Below are 18,322 nucleotides of genomic sequence, written 5' to 3' on the forward strand. Positions count from 1 at the left end.
TCAAACCCCCAGATGCGTTCCACGCCGAAGCAGTACTAGCGTCCGAAGACTCAAATGTGCCGAGTAGTCAACGTTCCACCCATGAGCAACCAGCATCAGACACTCGCTGATGTACTGGCCTCTGACCCGGACAAGTCCGAGTAAGAAGTGCTCCTTAGAAAGGAGGTGATCCAGCCGCACCTTCCGGTACGGCTACCTTGTTACGACTTCGTCCCAATCGCCAGTCCCACCTTCGACGATTCCCTCCCACAAGGGGTTGGGCCACCGGCTTCGGGTGTTACCGACTTTCGTGACGTGACGGGCGGTGTGTACAAGGCCCGGGAACGTATTCACCGCAGCAATGCTGATCTGCGATTACTAGCAACTCCGACTTCATGGGGTCGAGTTGCAGACCCCAATCCGAACTGAGACCGGCTTTTTGAGATTCGCTCCACCTCGCGGTATCGCAGCTCATTGTACCGGCCATTGTAGCACGTGTGCAGCCCAAGACATAAGGGGCATGATGACTTGACGTCGTCCCCACCTTCCTCCGAGTTGACCCCGGCAGTCTCCTGTGAGTCCCCATCACCCCGAAAGGCATGCTGGCAACACAGAACAAGGGTTGCGCTCGTTGCGGGACTTAACCCAACATCTCACGACACGAGCTGACGACAGCCATGCACCACCTGTACACCGACCACAAGGGGGGCACTATCTCTAGCGCTTTCCGGTGTATGTCAAGCCTTGGTAAGGTTCTTCGCGTTGCGTCGAATTAAGCCACATGCTCCGCTGCTTGTGCGGGCCCCCGTCAATTCCTTTGAGTTTTAGCCTTGCGGCCGTACTCCCCAGGCGGGGAACTTAATGCGTTAGCTGCGGCACGGACGACGTGGAATGTCGCCCACACCTAGTTCCCAACGTTTACGGCGTGGACTACCAGGGTATCTAATCCTGTTCGCTCCCCACGCTTTCGCTCCTCAGCGTCAGTATCGGCCCAGAGATCCGCCTTCGCCACCGGTGTTCCTCCTGATATCTGCGCATTTCACCGCTACACCAGGAATTCCGATCTCCCCTACCGAACTCTAGCCTGCCCGTATCGAATGCAGACCCGGGGTTAAGCCCCGGGCTTTCACATCCGACGCGACAAGCCGCCTACGAGCTCTTTACGCCCAATAATTCCGGACAACGCTTGCGCCCTACGTATTACCGCGGCTGCTGGCACGTAGTTAGCCGGCGCTTCTTCTGCAGGTACCGTCACTCTCGCTTCTTCCCTGCTGAAAGAGGTTTACAACCCGAAGGCCGTCATCCCTCACGCGGCGTCGCTGCATCAGGCTTTCGCCCATTGTGCAATATTCCCCACTGCTGCCTCCCGTAGGAGTCTGGGCCGTGTCTCAGTCCCAGTGTGGCCGGTCGCCCTCTCAGGCCGGCTACCCGTCGTCGCCTTGGTAGGCCATCACCCCACCAACAAGCTGATAGGCCGCGGGCTCATCCTTCACCGCCGGAGCTTTCCACACGGAGACCATGCGATCCCGTGTCGTATCCGGTATTAGACCCCGTTTCCAGGGCTTGTCCCAGAGTGAAGGGCAGATTGCCCACGTGTTACTCACCCGTTCGCCACTAATCCCCTCCCGAAGGAGGTTCATCGTTCGACTTGCATGTGTTAAGCACGCCGCCAGCGTTCGTCCTGAGCCAGGATCAAACTCTCCGTGAATGTTTACCCGTAATCGGGTGACACTCGCGTTGAGCGGAACAACCAGGCGGAATAAGCCCGGTCGTTCACAGCGTCCTCGCTGTGTATCGCCTACCGGCACATCGTGTCGGCAGGACTTTCAAAGGAACCTCGTCCCAGCTGATGCTGGAGACGGGGTATCAACATATCTGGCGTTGACTTTTGGCACGCTGTTGAGTTCTCAAGGAACGGACGCTTCCTTTGTTCCTGTTTCACCAGGATCTCCGGGCGCTTCCCTTCGGTCTTGCGTTTCCGACTCTATCAGATCCTTTCGGCTCCGATTTTCGCCGGTGCGGTCCGGGCTTTCGACCCTTTCCACTTTTCCAACCTTACCAGATCCGTTTCCGTCTCCGGCCCCCTGTTGGAGCGGGGTTGGCCTTCCGGGCTTTCGCCTTTTCGGCCTTTCCGACTGTATCAGATCCGATTTCGTCCGTTGCCGGTTCGAATTCGATTCCGATTCCCTGTCGGGGTCACTACTTTAGCGGAATTCCTCGGTGACTCATAATCGAGTCCCGGTCCGAATTTCGACATGCCGAAATTGATCCCGGTGAGGGGCCGTGCAGTAGTGGTGTGCCGCGAAGCGGCGGGATGGCTGCCGCAGAACCGTTACGGCCTTGTGGCAACTCGGAGAACACTACGGATGGGGCAGGGGCGTGTCAACCTGAGGGGCCAGGGGCTCAGTCGAGGTCGTTGAGGCGGCCCTCGGCATCCGGCTGGGCGTCCTCGACCCGACGCAGCAGGCGGGTCAGCACATCGCCCAGGCGGTGTCGGTCGTCGCTCGACAGGTCCTGCAGAAGATCCTCTTCGAAGACCGTGGCCAGGCGCATCGCCTCCAGCCACTTCTCGCGGCCTTCGTGGGTGAGTTCGACGATGACGCGGACCCGGTTGGCTTCGTCGCGCTCGCGCGTGACCAGACCTTCGCTCGCCATGCGGTCGATGCGGTGGGTCATGGCGGCCGGCGTGAGGCCGAGGCGTTTGGCGAGTTCGCCGGGGCCCAGCCGATAGGGGGCTCCGGAGACCACGAGGGCCTTGAGGACCTCCCATTCGGCGTTGCTCAGGCCGAGGGTTGCCGTCTGGCGTCCGTAGGCGACGTTCATCCGCCGGTTGAGGCGCTGGAGTGCGGAGACGACCTGCTCGACCTGGGGGTCGAGGTCCTGGAACTCGCGCTGGTAGGCCGCGATCTGTTCCTCGAGGCTCGGCTCGGCCGGGTCGTGCGTCGCATCTGAGGGCTCAGGCATGCGGCGCAGTATGACACGAAAGTCATTGGCGTCGAAGTCCTTCGGTGTGTACTCTTTAACTTCGAACTTTAGTTTCGAAGTCTTCAGGGTGTGACTGTTCGGCCTTGGGCGGGCTGCCGTCCTGCCCCCGTCGGTTCGCGCCTCTGGTTCGTCTGGTTCGGCTTGTTCTGTTCGTTTTGATCTGACCTAGGAAGGTGAGTGTGACCACCGCGATGGGCGCCGCGCTGCGCCGGATCCAGCTGGGGAACGCGCTGAGCGCGTTCGGGAATGGCTTCACGGTTCCGTACCTGTATGTCTATGTGGCGAAGGTGCGTGATCTTGGTGCGAGTACGGCCGGTGTGGTGCTGGCCATGCTGGCCGTGGCCGCGCTGGCCGTGTTGCCGTTGACCGGTCGGGTGATCGACCGGCGGGGTCCGCTGCCGGTGGCCGTCGCGGGAACGGTCGCGGCGGCCGTCGGGTCGCTGGGGCTGGGGCTGTCCGCCACGGTGCCGATGGTCATCGCCTCGGCGGTGGCGCTCGGCGCGGGGATCGCGGTGATCCAGCCGGCCCTGGCGACGATGATCGTCTGGTGCTCGACGACGGTGACCCGGTCGCGGGCGTTCGCGACGCAGTTCTTTCTGAACAACCTGGGGCTCGGCGTCGGCGGTCTGGTCGGCGGTCTGCTGGTCGACGAGACCCATGCGGCGAGCTTTGTGCGGCTGTTCGGCATCGAGGCCGCGATGTTCCTGGTTCTGGGAGTCGCCATTGCGACCGTACGGCTGCCGCGGGCGCCGAAGGTCGAGGATGCGGTGCCGACCGAGGAGCGGCCCAAGGGTGCATGGCGGGCGCTGTTCGGTGACCGGCGGATGGTGTGGCTGTGCGTGCTGGGGTTTGTGTTGTTCTTCGCCTGCTACGGGCAGTTCGAGTCGGGGCTGGCGGCGTATGCCACCGAGGTGACCCGAATACCGCCGGCCACGCTCGGTATCGCGCTGTCGGCCAATACGGCGGCGATCGTGGTGGCGCAGTTCGTGGTGCTGAAGTTGGTGGAGCGGCGTCGGCGTAGCCGGGTGATGGCCGTGGTCGGAGGGATATGGACGGTGGCGTGGATAGCCGCTGGTCTGTCCGGGCTGGTGCACGGTGCGCCGGTGGTGGCGACGGCACTGCTGATCTCGACGTATGCGCTGTTCGGGATAGGCGAGTCGATGCTGTCGCCGACGGTGGCCCCGCTGGTGGCCGATCTGGCGCCGGCCTCGCTGATAGGTCAGTACAACTCGGCGTTCGCGCTGGTCAAGCAGTTGGCGTTGGCCGTTGGGCCGGCGGTGGGTGCGCTGATGGTGGGGCACGGGATGGCCGTGGCGTACATCGCGCTGCTGGTGGCGTGCGCCCTGGGGATCACGGGGCTGTCGTTGCGGCTGGGGCGGATGCTGCGGCCGGAACAGGACAACCCGCACCGGCTGGTGGCGGCCGTTCCGGCGCCGCGGTCGGAGCCGGTGGTCGCGGCGGCGTGAACCGCCGTACGGGCCGGACGGGGTGGCGCGGCCTCCCTGTCCGGGCCCGTGGGCGCGGCCCGTCCCGCTGGTTCCTCCAGTTCCTCTGGTCCCTCTAGGTCCGTGGCAGGGCGAATTCGCACCACACCGCCTTGCCGCCGCCCGGGGTGCGGCGCGAGCCCCAGGAGGAGGCGATGGTGGCGACGATGGAGATGCCGCGGCCGGCCTCGTCGGCCGGTTCGGCACGGCGGCGGCGCGGGAGGTGGTCGTCGCCGTCGGTGACTTCGATGATCAGGCGGCGGTCCGTGCGGCGCAGGCGCAGCCGCATGGGGGGCGTGCCGTGCTGGAGGGAGTTGGCGACCAGTTCGCTGGCGGCCAGGACGCCGAGGTCGTGCAGTTCGGGGGAGAAGCGCCAGGAGGCCAGGACTCCGGAGGCGAAGGCGCGGGCGCGCGGGGCCGCTTCCGTGCCGCCGTGGAGTTCGAGGGCGGCGTTATGGAAGAGCTCGGCGTCGTGCCCGGTCCGTTCGGGGTGCTGGAGGACGAGGATGGCGACGTCGTCGTCGTGCGCGGCCGTGATGCCGAGGGAGCGCAGCAGGCGGTCGCAGACGATGTCGGGGGCTCCGCTGGCGCCCGCGAAGGCGGCTTCCAGGGCCTCCACGCCGTCGTCGATGTCCTTGTCTCGGCGTTCGACGAGGCCGTCGGTGTAGAGGACGGCGCTGCATCCGGGGCCGAGGGGGACGGAGCCGGAGGTGTGCAGCCAGCCGCCGGTGCCCAGGGGCGGGCCGGTCGGTTCGGCGGCGCGCCGGACGGTGCCGTCGGCGTCGCGGACGAGGATGGGCAGATGGCCGGCGGAGGAGTAGACCAGGCGGCCTTCGTTGGGGTCGTGGACGGCGTAGACGCAGGTGGCGATCTGGCTGGCGTCGATCTCGGCGGCGAGGCCGTCCAGCAGCTGGAGGACTTCGTGGGGCGGCAGGTCGAGGCGGGCGTAGGCGCGGACGGCGGTGCGCAGCTGGCCCATGACGGCGGCGGCGCGCACTCCGCGGCCCATGACGTCGCCGATGACGAGGGCGGTGCGGCCGGCGCCGAGGGTGATGACGTCGTACCAGTCGCCGCCGACGGCCGCGTCCGTGCCGCCGGGCTGGTAGGTGGCGGCCACCCGGAGGTCGTCGGGCTGTTCGAGCTCCTGGGGCAGGAGGGAGCGCTGGAGGGTGACCGCGGCCTCGCGCTGGCGGGCCTCGCTGGCGCGCAGGCGCTCGGCGGATTCGACCTGGTCGGTGACGTCGGCGCCGAAGACCAGTACGCCCTTGTGCGGGGCGATGCAGGCGACCTCCGGGTCGGGGGCCGGGCCGCTGGCGGCGACCTCGATGGGGGTGCAGGTGAAGGTGTAGTAGCCGTCGCGGGTGTGGTCGGCGCCGGCGCCGCCGGGGACGCGGCGGGATTTGACCGTACGGGGCTTGCCGCTGCGCAGCACCTGGTCCATGAGCGGGAGCAGGCCCAGTTCGGCGAGTTCGGGGAGGGCTTCGCGGGCGGTGTGGCCGGCGGGGCGGGGGCCGAAGACGCCGGCGTAGGCGCCGTTGACGTAGGCGATGCGGTGTTCGGGGCCGTAGACGACGGCCACCAGGGCGGGGATGGTGCCGAGGATGTCGTGGACGGAGAGCGCGTCGACGGTGGGGGGCGCGGCCGCCGGGGCCGGGGCGTCGGCGGTGGCCGGTTCGGCGCGGGCGGCGGGGACGGATCCGGTACCGGAGGCGGCCGACGGGGCGTCCGGCTCCGATACGGCGGACGGCGTGGGCGCGGCGGGGCCGGCGGGCGGCGTGGCGCGGTCGGCGCGTTGGGCCGTACGCCGTTGTGTGCCGGGGAGCTTGGCGCTCCAGCGCGTGAAGATCACGGAGGGGTACCTCTTACTTCGCGTCGTCGCGCGGGATCGGGCCGTCGGCATGGGGGGACTCCCCTGGGCTCCGCCCGGCCCGGGGCCGGGGGAGGGTCGGCTGGGGGCACGCTCGGCGCCCTCTGACGGAATGCAGCAAACGTCCAGAATCCTCGTGATTGTCACTCTTTGCAGATACGAGCCCACCCATGGTCACACGTCCAGTGTGGCCGACCGGACTGACATCCGTCAGACGTCGGGGGCTCGGCGTGGAGTTCCGCACTCCGCTCCGCGCGGGTGCCCGGCGGCTGATGTGGCGTCATTCGCCAGGTCGTGGCGGTGTCGTCAGCTGGCTTCGTAGTGCCGGCCGGTGTCCGCCGCGAGTTCGAACTCGGCGCGCGGGTTTTCCAGGGAGCCGAGCGAGACGATTTCACGTTTGAACATGCCGGCGAGGGTCCATTCGGCGAGCACCCGCGCCTTGCGGTTGAAGGTGGGCACCCGGCTGAGGTGGTAGGCGCGGTGCATGAACCACGCCGGGTAGCCCTTGAGCTTGCGCCCGTAGATCTGCGCAACGCCCTTGTGCAGGCCGAGCGAGGCGACCGAACCGGCGTATTTGTGCGCGTAGTCGGTGATGTCGCCGCCCCGCAGGGTCGCCACGATGTTCTCGGCGAGCGTCTTGGCCTGCCGGAGGGCGTGCTGGGCGTTGGGGGCGCAGGTGGCGCGGGGCTCGTCGGGGGCGGCGGGCGGCTCGGCCGTCAGATCGGGCACCGCGGCCGCGTCCCCGGCGGACCAGGCGTGTTCGACGCCGTCCACCTGGAGCGCGGCGGTGCACTTGAGGCGGCCGCGGCCGTTCAGCGGGAGTTTGGTCGCGGCCAGGATGGGGTGCGGTTTGACGCCTGCGGTCCATACCAGGGTGCGGGTCGGGAAGCGGGCGCCGTCGCTGAGCACGGCGATGCGCTTCTCGCAGGAGTCCAGGCGGGTCTCCAGGCGTACGTCGATATTGCGGGCGCGCAGCTCACGTACGGCGTAGCGGCCCATCTCCTCGCCGACCTCGGGCAGGATCCGGTCGGTCGCCTCCACCAGGATCCACTTCATGTCCTCGGGCCGGATGTTGTGGTAGTAGCGCACGGCGTAGCGGGCCATGTCCTCCAGTTCGGCCAGCGCCTCGACACCGGCGTAGCCGCCGCCGACGAAGACGAAGGTCAGGGCGGCGTCGCGGACGTCGGGGTCGCGGGTGGAGGAGGCGATGTCGAGCTGTTCGAGGACGTGGTTGCGCAGGCCGATGGCCTCCTCGACGGTTTTGAAGCCGATGCCGACATCGGCGAGCCCGGGGACGGGGAGGGTGCGGGAGACGGAACCGGGGGCGAGGACCAGTTCGTCGTACGCCACTTGGATGGCGCCCTCCCCGGTCTCCTCGGCGGCCAGGGTGGTGATGACGGCCTTGCGTTCGTCGTGGTCGATGGCGGTGACCTCGCCGATGACGACATGGCAGTGGGGCAGCACCCGGCGCAGCGGTACGACGACATGGCGCGGCGAGATCGAGCCGGCCGCGGCCTCGGGCAGGAACGGCTGGTAGGTCATGTACGGCTCGGGGTCGACCACGACGATCTCGACGCTGCCCTGCCGCAGCTCGTGCTTGAGCTTCTGCTGGAGCCGGCGGGCGGTGTACATCCCGACATAACCGCCGCCGACCACGAGGATGCGCGCCACTTCGTTGGAAGTCCTGGAAGACACTGCCGTCACAGAGGTTCTCCTCGCGAGGTCGAGCCCGATACCACTGTTCCATGACGCACCCCGCGAGCGGCTTTGTCCACAGGCCGAACGAAATGCAGACGCGGGGGCGGTCGGAGCGGTCGGCGGTCCCCTCCCGGGGTGCTGGGCGAGGTGTGCAGGTCAGGGCGCAGGTCGCGGCGCGGCGCGGGGTGCGCAATCGGGGCGGATCCGGTCCGTTGGGCCGATCGGGGGGCGCAGTGTGCGGAACACCCCCTTCATTCTTGACCCGGGCTCAACTATGTTCATACCTCGTTGGGGTGCACCCTCTGTCGGGATGCCCTCACAGTCAGGGCGGGGAGTCTCCGGGGGGAGACGTCATTACCGGGGGAATCACTATGCATATGCAGAGCTCTCATTGGCCGACGGCCGTTGCCATGGCGGAGACGTCGCAGAGCGGCGCGGCCGGGCAGGGAAACGGGAACGGCAAGGCCGGTGGCAGTAACGGGGCAGTGGGCGCCAAGGCCGGTGCGGGTCTGACGGCCGGCGGCCGCAGCACGCCGCTGCGGGTGGATGCCCAGCGGAATCTGGAGCACGTCCTGCGGGCCGCGCGTGAGGTGTTCGGCGAGCTGGGCTACGGCGCGCCGATGGAGGACGTGGCACGCCGGGCCCGGGTGGGCGTCGGCACCGTCTACCGCCGCTTCCCGAGCAAGGACGTGCTGGTCAGGCGAATAGCCGAGGAGGAGACCTCGCGGCTGACGGACCAGGCGCGCACCGCGCTCGGTCAGGAGGACGACGCATGGTCGGCGCTGTCGCGCTTCCTGCGGACGTCGGTGGCCTCGGGGGCCGGGCGGCTGCTGCCGCCGGGGATTCTGCGGGTGAGCGCGCAGGCCGAGGAGTCGGCCGAGGCCCGGGTGCCGCTCCAGCGGGTGGCGTCGGAGGCGGACGGTGCGGCCGAGGTACGGGTGGTCGCGCAGCGCGGTGCGCCGGAGGGCGAACGCGGCGAGCCGGCGGCGGCGCAGACCTCGGGCGGCGGGCCGGACGGCGGCGAGGAGACTGCCGGGGCGCAGGCGCTGCTGGAGGTCGTCGGGCGGCTGGTGGAGCGCGCCAAGGCGGCCGGTGAGCTGCGGACGGATGTGACGGTGGCCGATGTGCTGCTGGTGATCGCCACGGGTGCGCCGTCGCTGCCCGACCCCGCGCAGCAGCAGGCCGCCTCGGCGCGGCTGCTGGAGATCCTGCTGGAGGGGCTGCGGTCGCGCCCCGTCGGGTGAGTTCCGGCGGCCGGATCCGTCCGGGCAGCCCCGTTCGGCGGGGCCCGCGGGCGGGTCCGGCGGCCGGTGGGGTGGTGTGCGTACGGTCCGGTGGCGGATACCCCGCACGGGTGAACGCTGGAGCGGTCGTGCAGGAACGATCCTCGGATGAGTGGTTGCCCGCCCGGGCCCTGAAGCCCGGGCGCCCGGTGTGGCACGCTTGCGCGGTGTTCCGGTGTGACGGCGTGTTCGGGGGCCTCGGCGATGGGTGTTGACGGGCGGGACGAGCGGCTCGGTCGCGAGTCCGGAGCCGGGGAGCCGGGCGCATCGGCCCCGCAGGTTCCCGGGCAGAGCGGGCCTCTGGGGGCGACTCCCCCGGCGGGCCGTGGCGAGGAGCGGCACGAGCGCACCCGGGACCGTGCCGAGGACATCGGGCACGGGGTGCCGGCGCAGCGCGACCGCTCCGAGGGGCGGGGCACCCGTCCCGGACGCGGTCCGGCGGCCGGTGAGGGCGCCGCCGAAGGTGCCGGCGAGGGTGCCGAACTGCCGCCGTCCGACGCGCAGTTGATCGCCGCCATGCGGGCGGGCGATGACGCCGCCTATGAGGAGCTGTACCGCCGGCACGCCCAGGCGGTACGGCGCTATGCGCGCAGCTGCTGCCGGGACACCCACACCGCGGAGGATCTGACCGGCGAGGTCTTCGCGCGCACGCTCCAGGCGGTGCGCGGCGGGGCGGGCCCCGATTCCGCGGTGCGCGCCTATCTGCTGACGACGGTGCGCCGGGTCGCCGCGGCGTGGGCGAAGACCCAGAAGCGGGAGCAACTGGTCGAGGACTTCGCGGTGTTCGCCGTGTCCGCCGACGGATCGTCGATGGACGACACGGGGTCGTTGGGCAGCGGCCTGGACCTGGGCGCGGAGGTCCGCGCCATGCACGAGGCCGAGCAGTCCATGGCGGTACAGGCGTTCCGGAGCCTGCCCGAGCGCTATCAGACGGTGCTGTGGCACACCACGATCGAGGACGAGTCGCCGAGCGAGGTCGCCCCGCTGCTCGGGCTGACCGCGAACGCCACCGCCGTTCTGGCGCACCGTGCCCGCGAGGGCCTCCGGCAGGCGTATCTCCAGGCGCATGTCAGCCAGTCGCTGACGGCCGGCGGCGACTGCGCCCGGTACGCGGACCGGCTGGGGGCCTTTGCACGGGGCGGGCTGCGGATGCGGGCCGAGCGGGGACTGCGCAAGCATCTGGACGACTGCGCGCGGTGCCGTTCGGCGGCGCTGGAGGTCGCGGACGTCAATGAACGGATCGGGGCGCTGCTGCCGGTCGCGGTCGTCGGGTGATTCGCCGCGGGGTATGCGCTCAAGGGCGCGGCCGCGGCGGTGGGTGTCGCGGGTGCGGCGGCGGGGGCCGGTGCGGCGGCGGCCGCGTCGGGTGCCGGTTCCGGTGCGACGTCCGGTGCTACGGGCGGGGCCGCCGTGAGCGAGGGGCTGGGGATGCCGGTCAAGGTCGGTATCGGGGTCGGGGTGACGGTGGTGGCGGGCGCTGCGCTTGCGGTGGCGCTCGCCGGATCGCCGCAGCCGTCGGCACGGCCGCAGGCCGAGCCGCGCCCGCCGGCCCCCGCCGCACCGCGGAAGCCGTCGCCCAAGCCGCCCCAGCACTCCCCCGAGCCGGTCGCGTCGGCCCCGGGCCGCACCCCGGTGCCCAGCCCCACTCCCACTCCCACACCGACCCCGACGCCCACACCGCGTCCGGCCCCGCCCGAGCCGACTCCGGCTCCGACCCCGCCCCCGACGACGGCCCCCGCTCCGCCGAAGCCCACCCCGACGCCTCCGCCGCCCGCCCCGACCACGCCGTACCGCCTCGATGCGCTGTCGTACGACGTCACCGGCGATGGCACCGCGCCGGAGCTGCGGGCGTTCGAGAGCGGTCCGGTGTGGAGGCGGCAGTATCCGCGTATCGACGGTACGGAGTACGAGCACGGCGTGAGCGTGCACGGGCCGTCCTCGGTGCTGATCGACCTCCATCGTCAGTGCACCGCGTATGACGCCGTCGCGGGGGTCGACGATCTGAGCCTGGGGCTGGGCGCGGTGCGCTTCTCGGTGTACGCGGACGGGGCGCGGCTGTGGCGGTCCGGCGTGGTGCGCGCCGGGGAGCCGGCGGTGCCGGTCCACGTCCCGCTGGCGGGCCGCACGACGCTGCGGCTGGTCGTCGAGCCGGTCACGCCGGTGGATGCGGTGGCGGTGGCGGATTGGGCGCGGTCGCAGATCAGCTGCCGGTGAGGCGCGCCGCCCGGCAACGACGGTCTGGGCGAGGAGTGTTGGGGCGCGCTGGACATCGCGGATGTTTCACGTGAAACATCGCTGCACAGCGTCGGGTTTCACGTGAAACATCGCCGCGGACGTCGGTGTCTTCACGCGAACCACCGTCGCGGAACGTCGAGTTGGCCCGCTACAGGCTTGCGCGGGGCACCACACCGCCCGCCAGTGCTCGCTGCCGCGCCGCCGCGCCCGTCCAGCACGTACCCCTCCGGGCCAGCAGCCGCCGCAGCCACAGCTCGGTGGAGACCAGTTCGGCGAGTCCGTCCAGCGGCAGCGGCTCGCCCTCGGCCGCCGCGCGCAGCGCCTTGCGCACCACCCGCGCCTCGACCAGCCCGGCGTCGGCCAGCAGCGGCGCGTCGAAGAGCCCGACCAGATCGGTGACGGCGGTGCGCAGCCCGGCCCGTACCTCGGCCGCATGGGTCAGATGCGAGGTGGCGCCCCAGCCGGGAGGCAGATCCCGTACGCCCGCGCCGGAGAGCACCGAGCGCAGCACCGCCGCCCGCGCGCCCGGCTGCACCCGCAGGGTGTCGGGCAGGGCGCGGCAGGCGAGCACGACCTGGTTGTCGAGAAAGGGGGCGTGCAGCCGCTGGCTGCGGATCTCGGCGGCCTGCTCGAAGACGCGGTGGTCGGCGGCCTGGCGGGCCAGTGCCGCGCGGGCGCGCCGCTCGCCGGGGCGGCCGCTGGCGGGCGAGCGGGTCGCCGCGTCGCCGAGGCGGCCCGCCACCTGTGCCAGTGCCTCGCCGGTGAGCCAGCGTGCGGCGGGCCCGGGACGGCACCAGGCGAGGGCGGCGAGCGAGGCGTCGACCGCGCCGCCGGGTGCCGGTTCGTCGGCGAACTGGCGCTCCATCAGGCGGCGGGCTGTGTCGGCCACGCCCTCCGCGTAGGGCGTACGGGCGAGTTTGCGGGCCGCGCGGTAGACGGTGAAGGGGACGAGGACGGACTGGGCGGAGGGGCCGTCGGCCTTGGCGAGCGCGGTGACCGGGCGCAGCAGATGGCGCCGTCTGCGGTCCATGAGGAGGTCGGCGAGCCGGGCCGGGTGGGCGTCGAGGACCTGGCGGGCGCCGTGCCCGACGAAGTGGTCGGCGCTGCCGGCGAGCAGCCGCCGTCGGTGGCGGGCGGCGGTGATGAGGGAGGGGCCGGGTTCGTCGGTGAGCGGGTGGGAGTCGAGGTCGGCGTAGGGCAGGGCCTCCTCGCCCGCGGCGACCACGACATGGCGCAGCCGGGGGTTGTCGGCGATGCTGCGGGCGCGTTCCAGCTCGGCCTCGCGGTGGGCCTGACCGCCGCCCGTCGCACGGTCGTTGAAGGTGACGGCCAGCAGCCGTTCGCCGTGGCCGTTGAGGGTGCCGGGGCGGCCGGGCAGGCCCGCGGCGAGCAGCGCGAGGGTGCCGGAAGCGCTGCCGCCGGAGAGGTCGGCTCCGATGCCCGGAGCCGGTGCGCCGCGGGCGGCCCGCCGTTCGGCCGGCCCCATACCGGGCACCGGGCCGGGGTCGAGGCCGTCCAGGCCGTCGGGGTCGGGGACGTGCCGCGGGCTCGCCAGCCGGGCCCGTACCGCCTCGATCAGCGCCTCGCGCACCCCGTCGACGGCCTGTTCCGGGGGGATCTGGGGCGCGGCGACGGCGAGCGAGGCGGTCGGCTCGTAGGAGGTGATGTCGCGGGCGCCGCCGCGCAGTACCAGTGCATGGCCGGGCGGGATGCGGCGGACGCCTTCGTAGGGTGTGCCGGTGCCGAGCGCCTCGGGGGCGTCCGGGCAGGCCAGCAGCGCGGCGAGATGGCCGACGTCCAGGCCGGCCTCTATGAGGTCGGCGAGCGGGAGGGCGGCGGTGGCATAGGCGGTGCCGCCAGCCCAGGGGGTGTGGAAGACGGGCCGGGCGCCGGCCAGATCGCCGGTGACGGTGATCCGGCGCCCCACCTGGACGACTGCGGTGTAGCTGCCGGGCCATGCGGTCAGATGCCTCAGTGCGCCCCCGCGCGCCGCGAACAGCCCGACCCGCAACTGGTCGTCGGTGGCCCCGCAGACGCCGAAGACGGCGAGCCGGGTCTGGGGATCGGCCTGGACGACGCGTACCTCGTCGGGCCGCCAGTCGCCGACGGCCCACAGCGGATCCGGGTCGCCCCACAGAAGCTGGGCGCCCACGGGCAGGACGGTCGCGCTCTCTCGGCCGGCGGCCGGTCCCGTGGCGGTACTGCTCCACCCCACCAACCAGCGCATCGCCGCCTCCACCCGATTCCCCGTCCGCCGAGGGGCGCACGGCCGCCCGTACGTCGGCCGCCCGTACAGCGGATTGCCAAGCTGTCGCCATGGTGTTGCGCGGACCATGCTGCCATGGCGGGGGCGTGCGGGAGGGTACAAGAGTGGCCCGTATGCGGGGTGTTCGCGGCGCGGGCGGGGGCCGCGTCGACCCCGGGTGGCCCCCCGTGTGGCCCCCGAGGCGGCTCCGAATGGGCCGCGGCGTGAAATCATCACCCGTCGATTTTCGGCCAAAGTCTGTACGGTTCAGCCCAGTTGATGCGATCGGGCGTCGCGTCAACGGGTGCCGCAACCGGCCGTCGGCCGATCTGCGCGACGGTCCGGGAAGCGGGCTTCGCCTCCCGGACCGGACCGCCACCCGCGGGGAATGAGGTGGCGGTATCCCCCAGCCCACTGGATCCAGTGCAGCGGGCCAACCCACGCAGGACCCATGGAAGCGCTCTCGTCACAGGGCAGGCAGCGCGCACGGACGGGCGCACGGGCACACGTACCCGGAGCACATGCCAATTCCCGCACCCCTGTTTGAACACGAATCTCGCCATCCGGGACACCGACTCTTAACGGTCGGGATCCGGCGAACTACTCTGGGTGGACGCATGCCCCGGGGGTACCGGGGAGGCTGTCGCTGTGTCGAGGGGTGCGCATGTCCAGGGATATACGCGGGCCGAACGAAAAGCTCGGCACCGTTCTCGCCCTCGCGGGGATCAGCAATGCCGGATTGGCGCGCCGGGTCAACGACCTCGGTGCGCAACGTGGACTGACGCTTCGCTATGACAAGACGTCGGTGGCCCGGTGGGTGTCCAAGGGCATGGTGCCGCAGGGCGCCGCGCCCCATCTGATCGCGTCCGCGATCGGCAGCAAGCTCGGCCGGCCGGTGCCGCTGCACGAGATCGGGCTCGCCGACGCGGACCCGGCACCCGAGGTCGGCCTGGCATTTCCCCGCGATGTGGGCGCGGCGGTGCGGTCCGCGACCGAGCTCTACCGACTTGATCTGGCCGGGCGGCGAGGGGGCAGCGGCGGCATCTGGCAGAGCCTGGCCGGATCGTTCGCCGTCAGCGCGTACGCCACCCCCGCCTCCCGCTGGCTGATATCCCCGGCCGACAGTTCGGTGGCGCGGGAGGCGGCCGAGGCTCGCGACAAGGATGCCGCGGCGGCCGGAGATGCCGGGATCCCGCAGCACGTCGGCCACAGCGATGTCTCCAAACTGCGCGAGGCGGCGGAGGACGCGCGGCGCTGGGACTCCAAGTACGGCGGCGGGGACTGGCGTTCGTCGATGGTGCCGGAATGCCTGCGGGTGGACGCCGCGCCGCTGCTGCTCGCCTCGTACAGCGACGAGGTCGGTCGGGCGCTCTTCGGCGCGACCTCCGAACTCACCCGCCTCGCCGGGTGGATGGCCTTCGACACCGGCCAGCAGGAGGCCGCCCAGCGCTACTACATCCAGGCGCTGCGGCTCGCCCGTGCGGCCGCCGACGTCCCCCTGGGCGGCTACGTCCTGGCCTCGATGTCCCTCCAGGCGACCTACCGCGGCTTCGCCGACGAGGGCGTCGACCTCGCCCAGGCCGCCCTGGAGCGCAACCGCGGCCTGGCCACCGCGCGCACCATGAGCTTCTTCCGCCTGGTGGAGGCGCGGGCCCAGGCCAAGGCCGGCGAGGCCCGCGCGTGCGAGGTGGCGCTGAAGGCGTCCGAGGGCTGGCTGGAGCGCTCCCGCAGCGGCGACCCGGACCCGTCCTGGCTGGACTTCTACTCCTACGAGCGGTTCGCCGCCGACGCCGCCGAGTGCTACCGGGATCTGCGGCTGCCGCGCCAGGTCCGGCGCTTCACCGAGCAAGCGCTCTCCCGCCCCACGGAGGAGTTCGTCCGCTCGCACGGGCTGCGCCTGGTGGTGTCCGCGGTCGCCGAACTGGAGTCGGGCAATCTGGACGCGGCCTGCGCGGCGGGCACCCGCGCCGTCGAGGTGGCCGGCCGGATCTCCTCGGCCCGCACCACCGAGTACGTCCGCGATCTGCTGCACCGCCTGGAGCCGTACGGCGACGAGCCGCGGGTGGTGGAGCTGCGCGAGCGGGCGCGGCCGTTGCTGGCGGCGCCGGCGTAGGGGGCCGCGGGCGGGGCGGCGGGGCGGGCCGCCCCGGCTCGTACCTGCCGCATTGTCAGTGGTGACCGTCATGATGGAGTACGTCGTCGGCAAATGACGCGCGGGCCCCCGGCCAGGGGCGGGCCTGCGGTCGTCCGGTTGGGGAGGTGCAGTGGCGGCGTACGACTGCGATGTGCTGGTGATCGGTGCCGGCATCGTCGGGCTCTCCACGGCGTATGCGCTCACGCGCGCCGCGCCGGGCACCCGCGTCGTGGTGCTGGAGAAGGAGCCGGGGCCCGCCCGCCACCAGACCGGCCGCAACAGCGGCGTGATCCACAGCGGCATCTACTACCCGCCCGGCTCCCTCAAGGCCCGCTACGCCCTCCAGGGCTCGGCCGAGCTGGTCAAGTTCTGCGCCGAGCACGACATCCCGCACGAGGTCACCGGCAAGCTGATCGTCGCCACCGACCGCAGCGAGCTGCCCCGGCTGCACGGCCTGATCCAGCGCGGCCGGGAGCACGGCCTGCCGGTGCGCGAGCTGGGCCCCGCCCAGATAGCGGAGTACGAACCAGAGGTGCGCGGCCTGGCCGCCATCCATGTCGGCACGACCGGCGTCTGCGACTTCGGCGCGGTCGCCCGCCGGTACGCCGCGCTCGCCACGGACGCCGGGGCCCGGATCGTGTACGGCGCCGAGGTGACGACGATCGGGCGCCGGCCGGGCCGCGTGGCGGTCCGTACGACTGCCGACACGGTCTACCGCGCCCGCGCCCTGGTCAACTGCGCCGGCCTGCACTGCGACCGCATCGCCCGGCTGGCCGGCGACGCCCCCGGCATGCGGATCGTCCCCTTCCGCGGCGAGTACTTCACCCTCGCCCCCGAGCGCGCCTCTCTGGTCCGCGGCCTGGTCTACCCCGTCCCCGACCCGGCCTTCCCCTTCCTGGGCGTCCATCTCACCCGCGGCATCGACGGCGCCGTCCACATCGGCCCCAACGCCGTCCCCGCCCTCGCCCGCGAGGGTTACACCTGGCGCACGATCCGCCCCACCGACCTCGCCGGCACCCTCGCCTATGCCGGTTCCTGGCACATCGCCCGCCGCCACTGGCGCTACGGCGCCGGCGAACTCCACCGCTCCCTCTCCCGCCACGCCTTCGCCGAAGCCGTCCGCCGCCTGCTCCCGGCCGCCCGTGAGGAGGACCTCCTCCCCTCCCCCGCCGGCGTCCGCGCCCAGGCCGTCCTCCCCGACGGCACCCTCGTCGACGACTTCCTCTTCGCCGAATCCCCGGGAATGGTCCACGTCCTCAACGCGCCGTCGCCGGCGGCCACGGCGTCGCTGCCTATCGGGCGGGAGGTGGCGCGGAGGGTTCTGGGGGTGATGGGGGAGTGATCAGGGGCCGGGGACGGTGGGACGCGGGGCCGCCGTAGTGCGAGGCGCGGCGGGGCGGACGGCCTGGGCGCGGACGCCGGCGGCGCCGGAAAGACGCCCACGCCGCCCCCTCCCCTACCATCCGTAGAATCAACACACTGTGTCCGAGAATCCCGCCACCCCCGAACCCGACATCGCCCAGCGAACCGCCGCCCCCGAGGCCGGCGGCCTGGAGGCCGGTGCGCACGACCCTGCCGGCACGGCCCCCCGCCTCGGTGCCACCGCCGCATCGGCGGCCGTGCCGCGGCGTGGCGGCCCGATGTTCCCCGACGGGACCGGGCCCGCCGCGGACCCCGCGGGCTCGCATCACGAGCGGCGGATCCGCTCCTTCCAGCCCCGCCGCAGCCGCGTCTCGCCCTCGCAGGCCGATGCGCTGCGCCGCCTGTGGCCGACGTGGGGCCGGGACATCGACGGGCTCTCCCGCATCGATCTGGACGAATTCTTCGATGGGCGGCCGGTCGTCCTGGAGATCGGTTTCGGCATGGGCGAGGCCACCGCACAGATGGCCGCCGCCGACCCGGACACCGGCATCCTCGCCTGTGACGTGCACACTCCCGGCCAGGGCAATCTGCTCGGTCTCGCGGAGCGGAACGGTCTGTCCAACATCCGGGTCGCCAACGGCGACGCGATCATCCTGCTGCGCGAGATGCTCGCCCCCGGCTCCCTCGCCGGCCTGCGCGTTTTCTTCCCCGACCCCTGGCCGAAAAAGCGCCACCACAAGCGCCGCCTGATCCAGCCGGAGTTCGTTTCGCTGGCCTCCACCCGGCTCGCCCCCGGCGCCCTGGTGCACTGCGCGACCGACTGGGAACCGTACGCCGAGCAGATGCTGGAGGTCCTCTCCGCCGAGCCGACGCTGGAGAACCTCCACCCCTCTTACGCACCTCGGCCGGACTTCCGGCCGCTCACGAGGTTCGAGGGGCAGGGGCTGGACAAGGGGCATGTCGTGCATGACCTGATGTTCCGCAGGCGGCCGTAGCGTTCCGCGGGCGGCCGTGGCCGACGGACGGCGCTTCGCAGGGGCCGTGGCCCTT

General features: G+C 71.6%; 9 protein-coding genes, 1 rRNA gene and 1 pseudogene. 6 read left to right on the forward strand and 5 right to left on the reverse strand.

The window, feature by feature from the left end:
• Positions 1 to 158 precede the first annotated feature (158 nt).
• Together B1H19_RS19775 and B1H19_RS19785 are read right to left on the reverse strand one after the other, a co-directional pair.
• Positions 159 to 1,687: ribosomal RNA gene (locus B1H19_RS19775) — 16S ribosomal RNA — on the reverse strand.
• Positions 1,688 to 2,382: 695 nt separating this feature from the next.
• Positions 2,383 to 2,943, reverse strand: coding sequence for a MarR family winged helix-turn-helix transcriptional regulator (locus B1H19_RS19785; RefSeq protein WP_083105981.1), 561 nt, complete (start codon positions 2,941 to 2,943; stop codon positions 2,383 to 2,385).
• Between the two features lie 200 nt (positions 2,944 to 3,143).
• On the opposite strand from B1H19_RS19785, the gene B1H19_RS19790 reads away from it, so the two are divergent.
• Positions 3,144 to 4,430 carry an MFS transporter gene (locus B1H19_RS19790; RefSeq protein ID WP_083105982.1) on the forward strand — a complete coding sequence of 429 codons (1,287 nt, stop codon included), beginning with the start codon at positions 3,144 to 3,146 and terminating at the stop codon, positions 4,428 to 4,430.
• Positions 4,431 to 4,524: 94 nt separating this feature from the next.
• On the opposite strand, the gene B1H19_RS19795 is transcribed toward B1H19_RS19790, so the two are convergent.
• A complete protein-coding gene (locus tag B1H19_RS19795) occupies positions 4,525 to 6,297 on the reverse strand; it encodes an ATP-binding SpoIIE family protein phosphatase (protein WP_083105983.1) in 1,773 nt (590 codons plus the stop codon).
• A 324-nt stretch (positions 6,298 to 6,621) separates the two neighbouring features.
• Positions 6,622 to 7,986, reverse strand: a complete 1,365-nt coding sequence (locus B1H19_RS19800) for an NAD(P)/FAD-dependent oxidoreductase (protein ID WP_083105984.1) — start codon at positions 7,984 to 7,986, stop codon at positions 6,622 to 6,624.
• Positions 7,987 to 8,384: 398 nt separating this feature from the next.
• Between B1H19_RS19800 and B1H19_RS19805 the strand changes: the two genes are divergently transcribed.
• A complete protein-coding gene (locus B1H19_RS19805; RefSeq protein ID WP_083105985.1) occupies positions 8,385 to 9,257 on the forward strand; it encodes a TetR/AcrR family transcriptional regulator in 873 nt (290 codons plus the stop codon).
• 243 nt (positions 9,258 to 9,500) lie between these two features.
• Positions 9,501 to 11,510 (forward strand): annotated as a pseudogene (locus B1H19_RS19810) (sigma-70 family RNA polymerase sigma factor).
• 169 nt (positions 11,511 to 11,679) lie between these two features.
• On the opposite strand, the gene B1H19_RS19815 reads toward B1H19_RS19810, so the two are convergent.
• A complete protein-coding gene (locus B1H19_RS19815; protein WP_083105986.1) occupies positions 11,680 to 13,758 on the reverse strand; it encodes an asparagine synthase-related protein in 2,079 nt (692 codons plus the stop codon).
• A gap of 682 nt (positions 13,759 to 14,440) precedes the next feature.
• Here B1H19_RS19815 and B1H19_RS19820 point away from each other — a divergent pair.
• The 3 genes from B1H19_RS19820 to trmB all read left to right on the forward strand — a co-directional run bounded on the left by B1H19_RS19820 (position 14,441) and on the right by trmB (position 18,267).
• Positions 14,441 to 15,889 (forward strand): hypothetical protein, encoded by a 1,449-nt coding sequence (locus tag B1H19_RS19820; protein ID WP_044363052.1) that lies wholly within the window; start codon positions 14,441 to 14,443, stop codon positions 15,887 to 15,889.
• 151 nt (positions 15,890 to 16,040) lie between these two features.
• Positions 16,041 to 17,252 carry an L-2-hydroxyglutarate oxidase gene (gene lhgO, locus B1H19_RS19825; protein ID WP_083105987.1) on the forward strand — a complete coding sequence of 404 codons (1,212 nt, stop codon included), beginning with the start codon at positions 16,041 to 16,043 and terminating at the stop codon, positions 17,250 to 17,252.
• A gap of 139 nt (positions 17,253 to 17,391) precedes the next feature.
• Positions 17,392 to 18,267 (forward strand): tRNA (guanosine(46)-N7)-methyltransferase TrmB, encoded by an 876-nt coding sequence (gene trmB / locus B1H19_RS19830; protein ID WP_083105988.1) that lies wholly within the window; start codon positions 17,392 to 17,394, stop codon positions 18,265 to 18,267.
• Positions 18,268 to 18,322 lie beyond the last annotated feature (55 nt).

Origin of the sequence: Streptomyces gilvosporeus (genome assembly GCF_002082195.1) — a bacterium.
GTDB classification, from domain to species: domain Bacteria; phylum Actinomycetota; class Actinomycetes; order Streptomycetales; family Streptomycetaceae; genus Streptomyces; species Streptomyces gilvosporeus.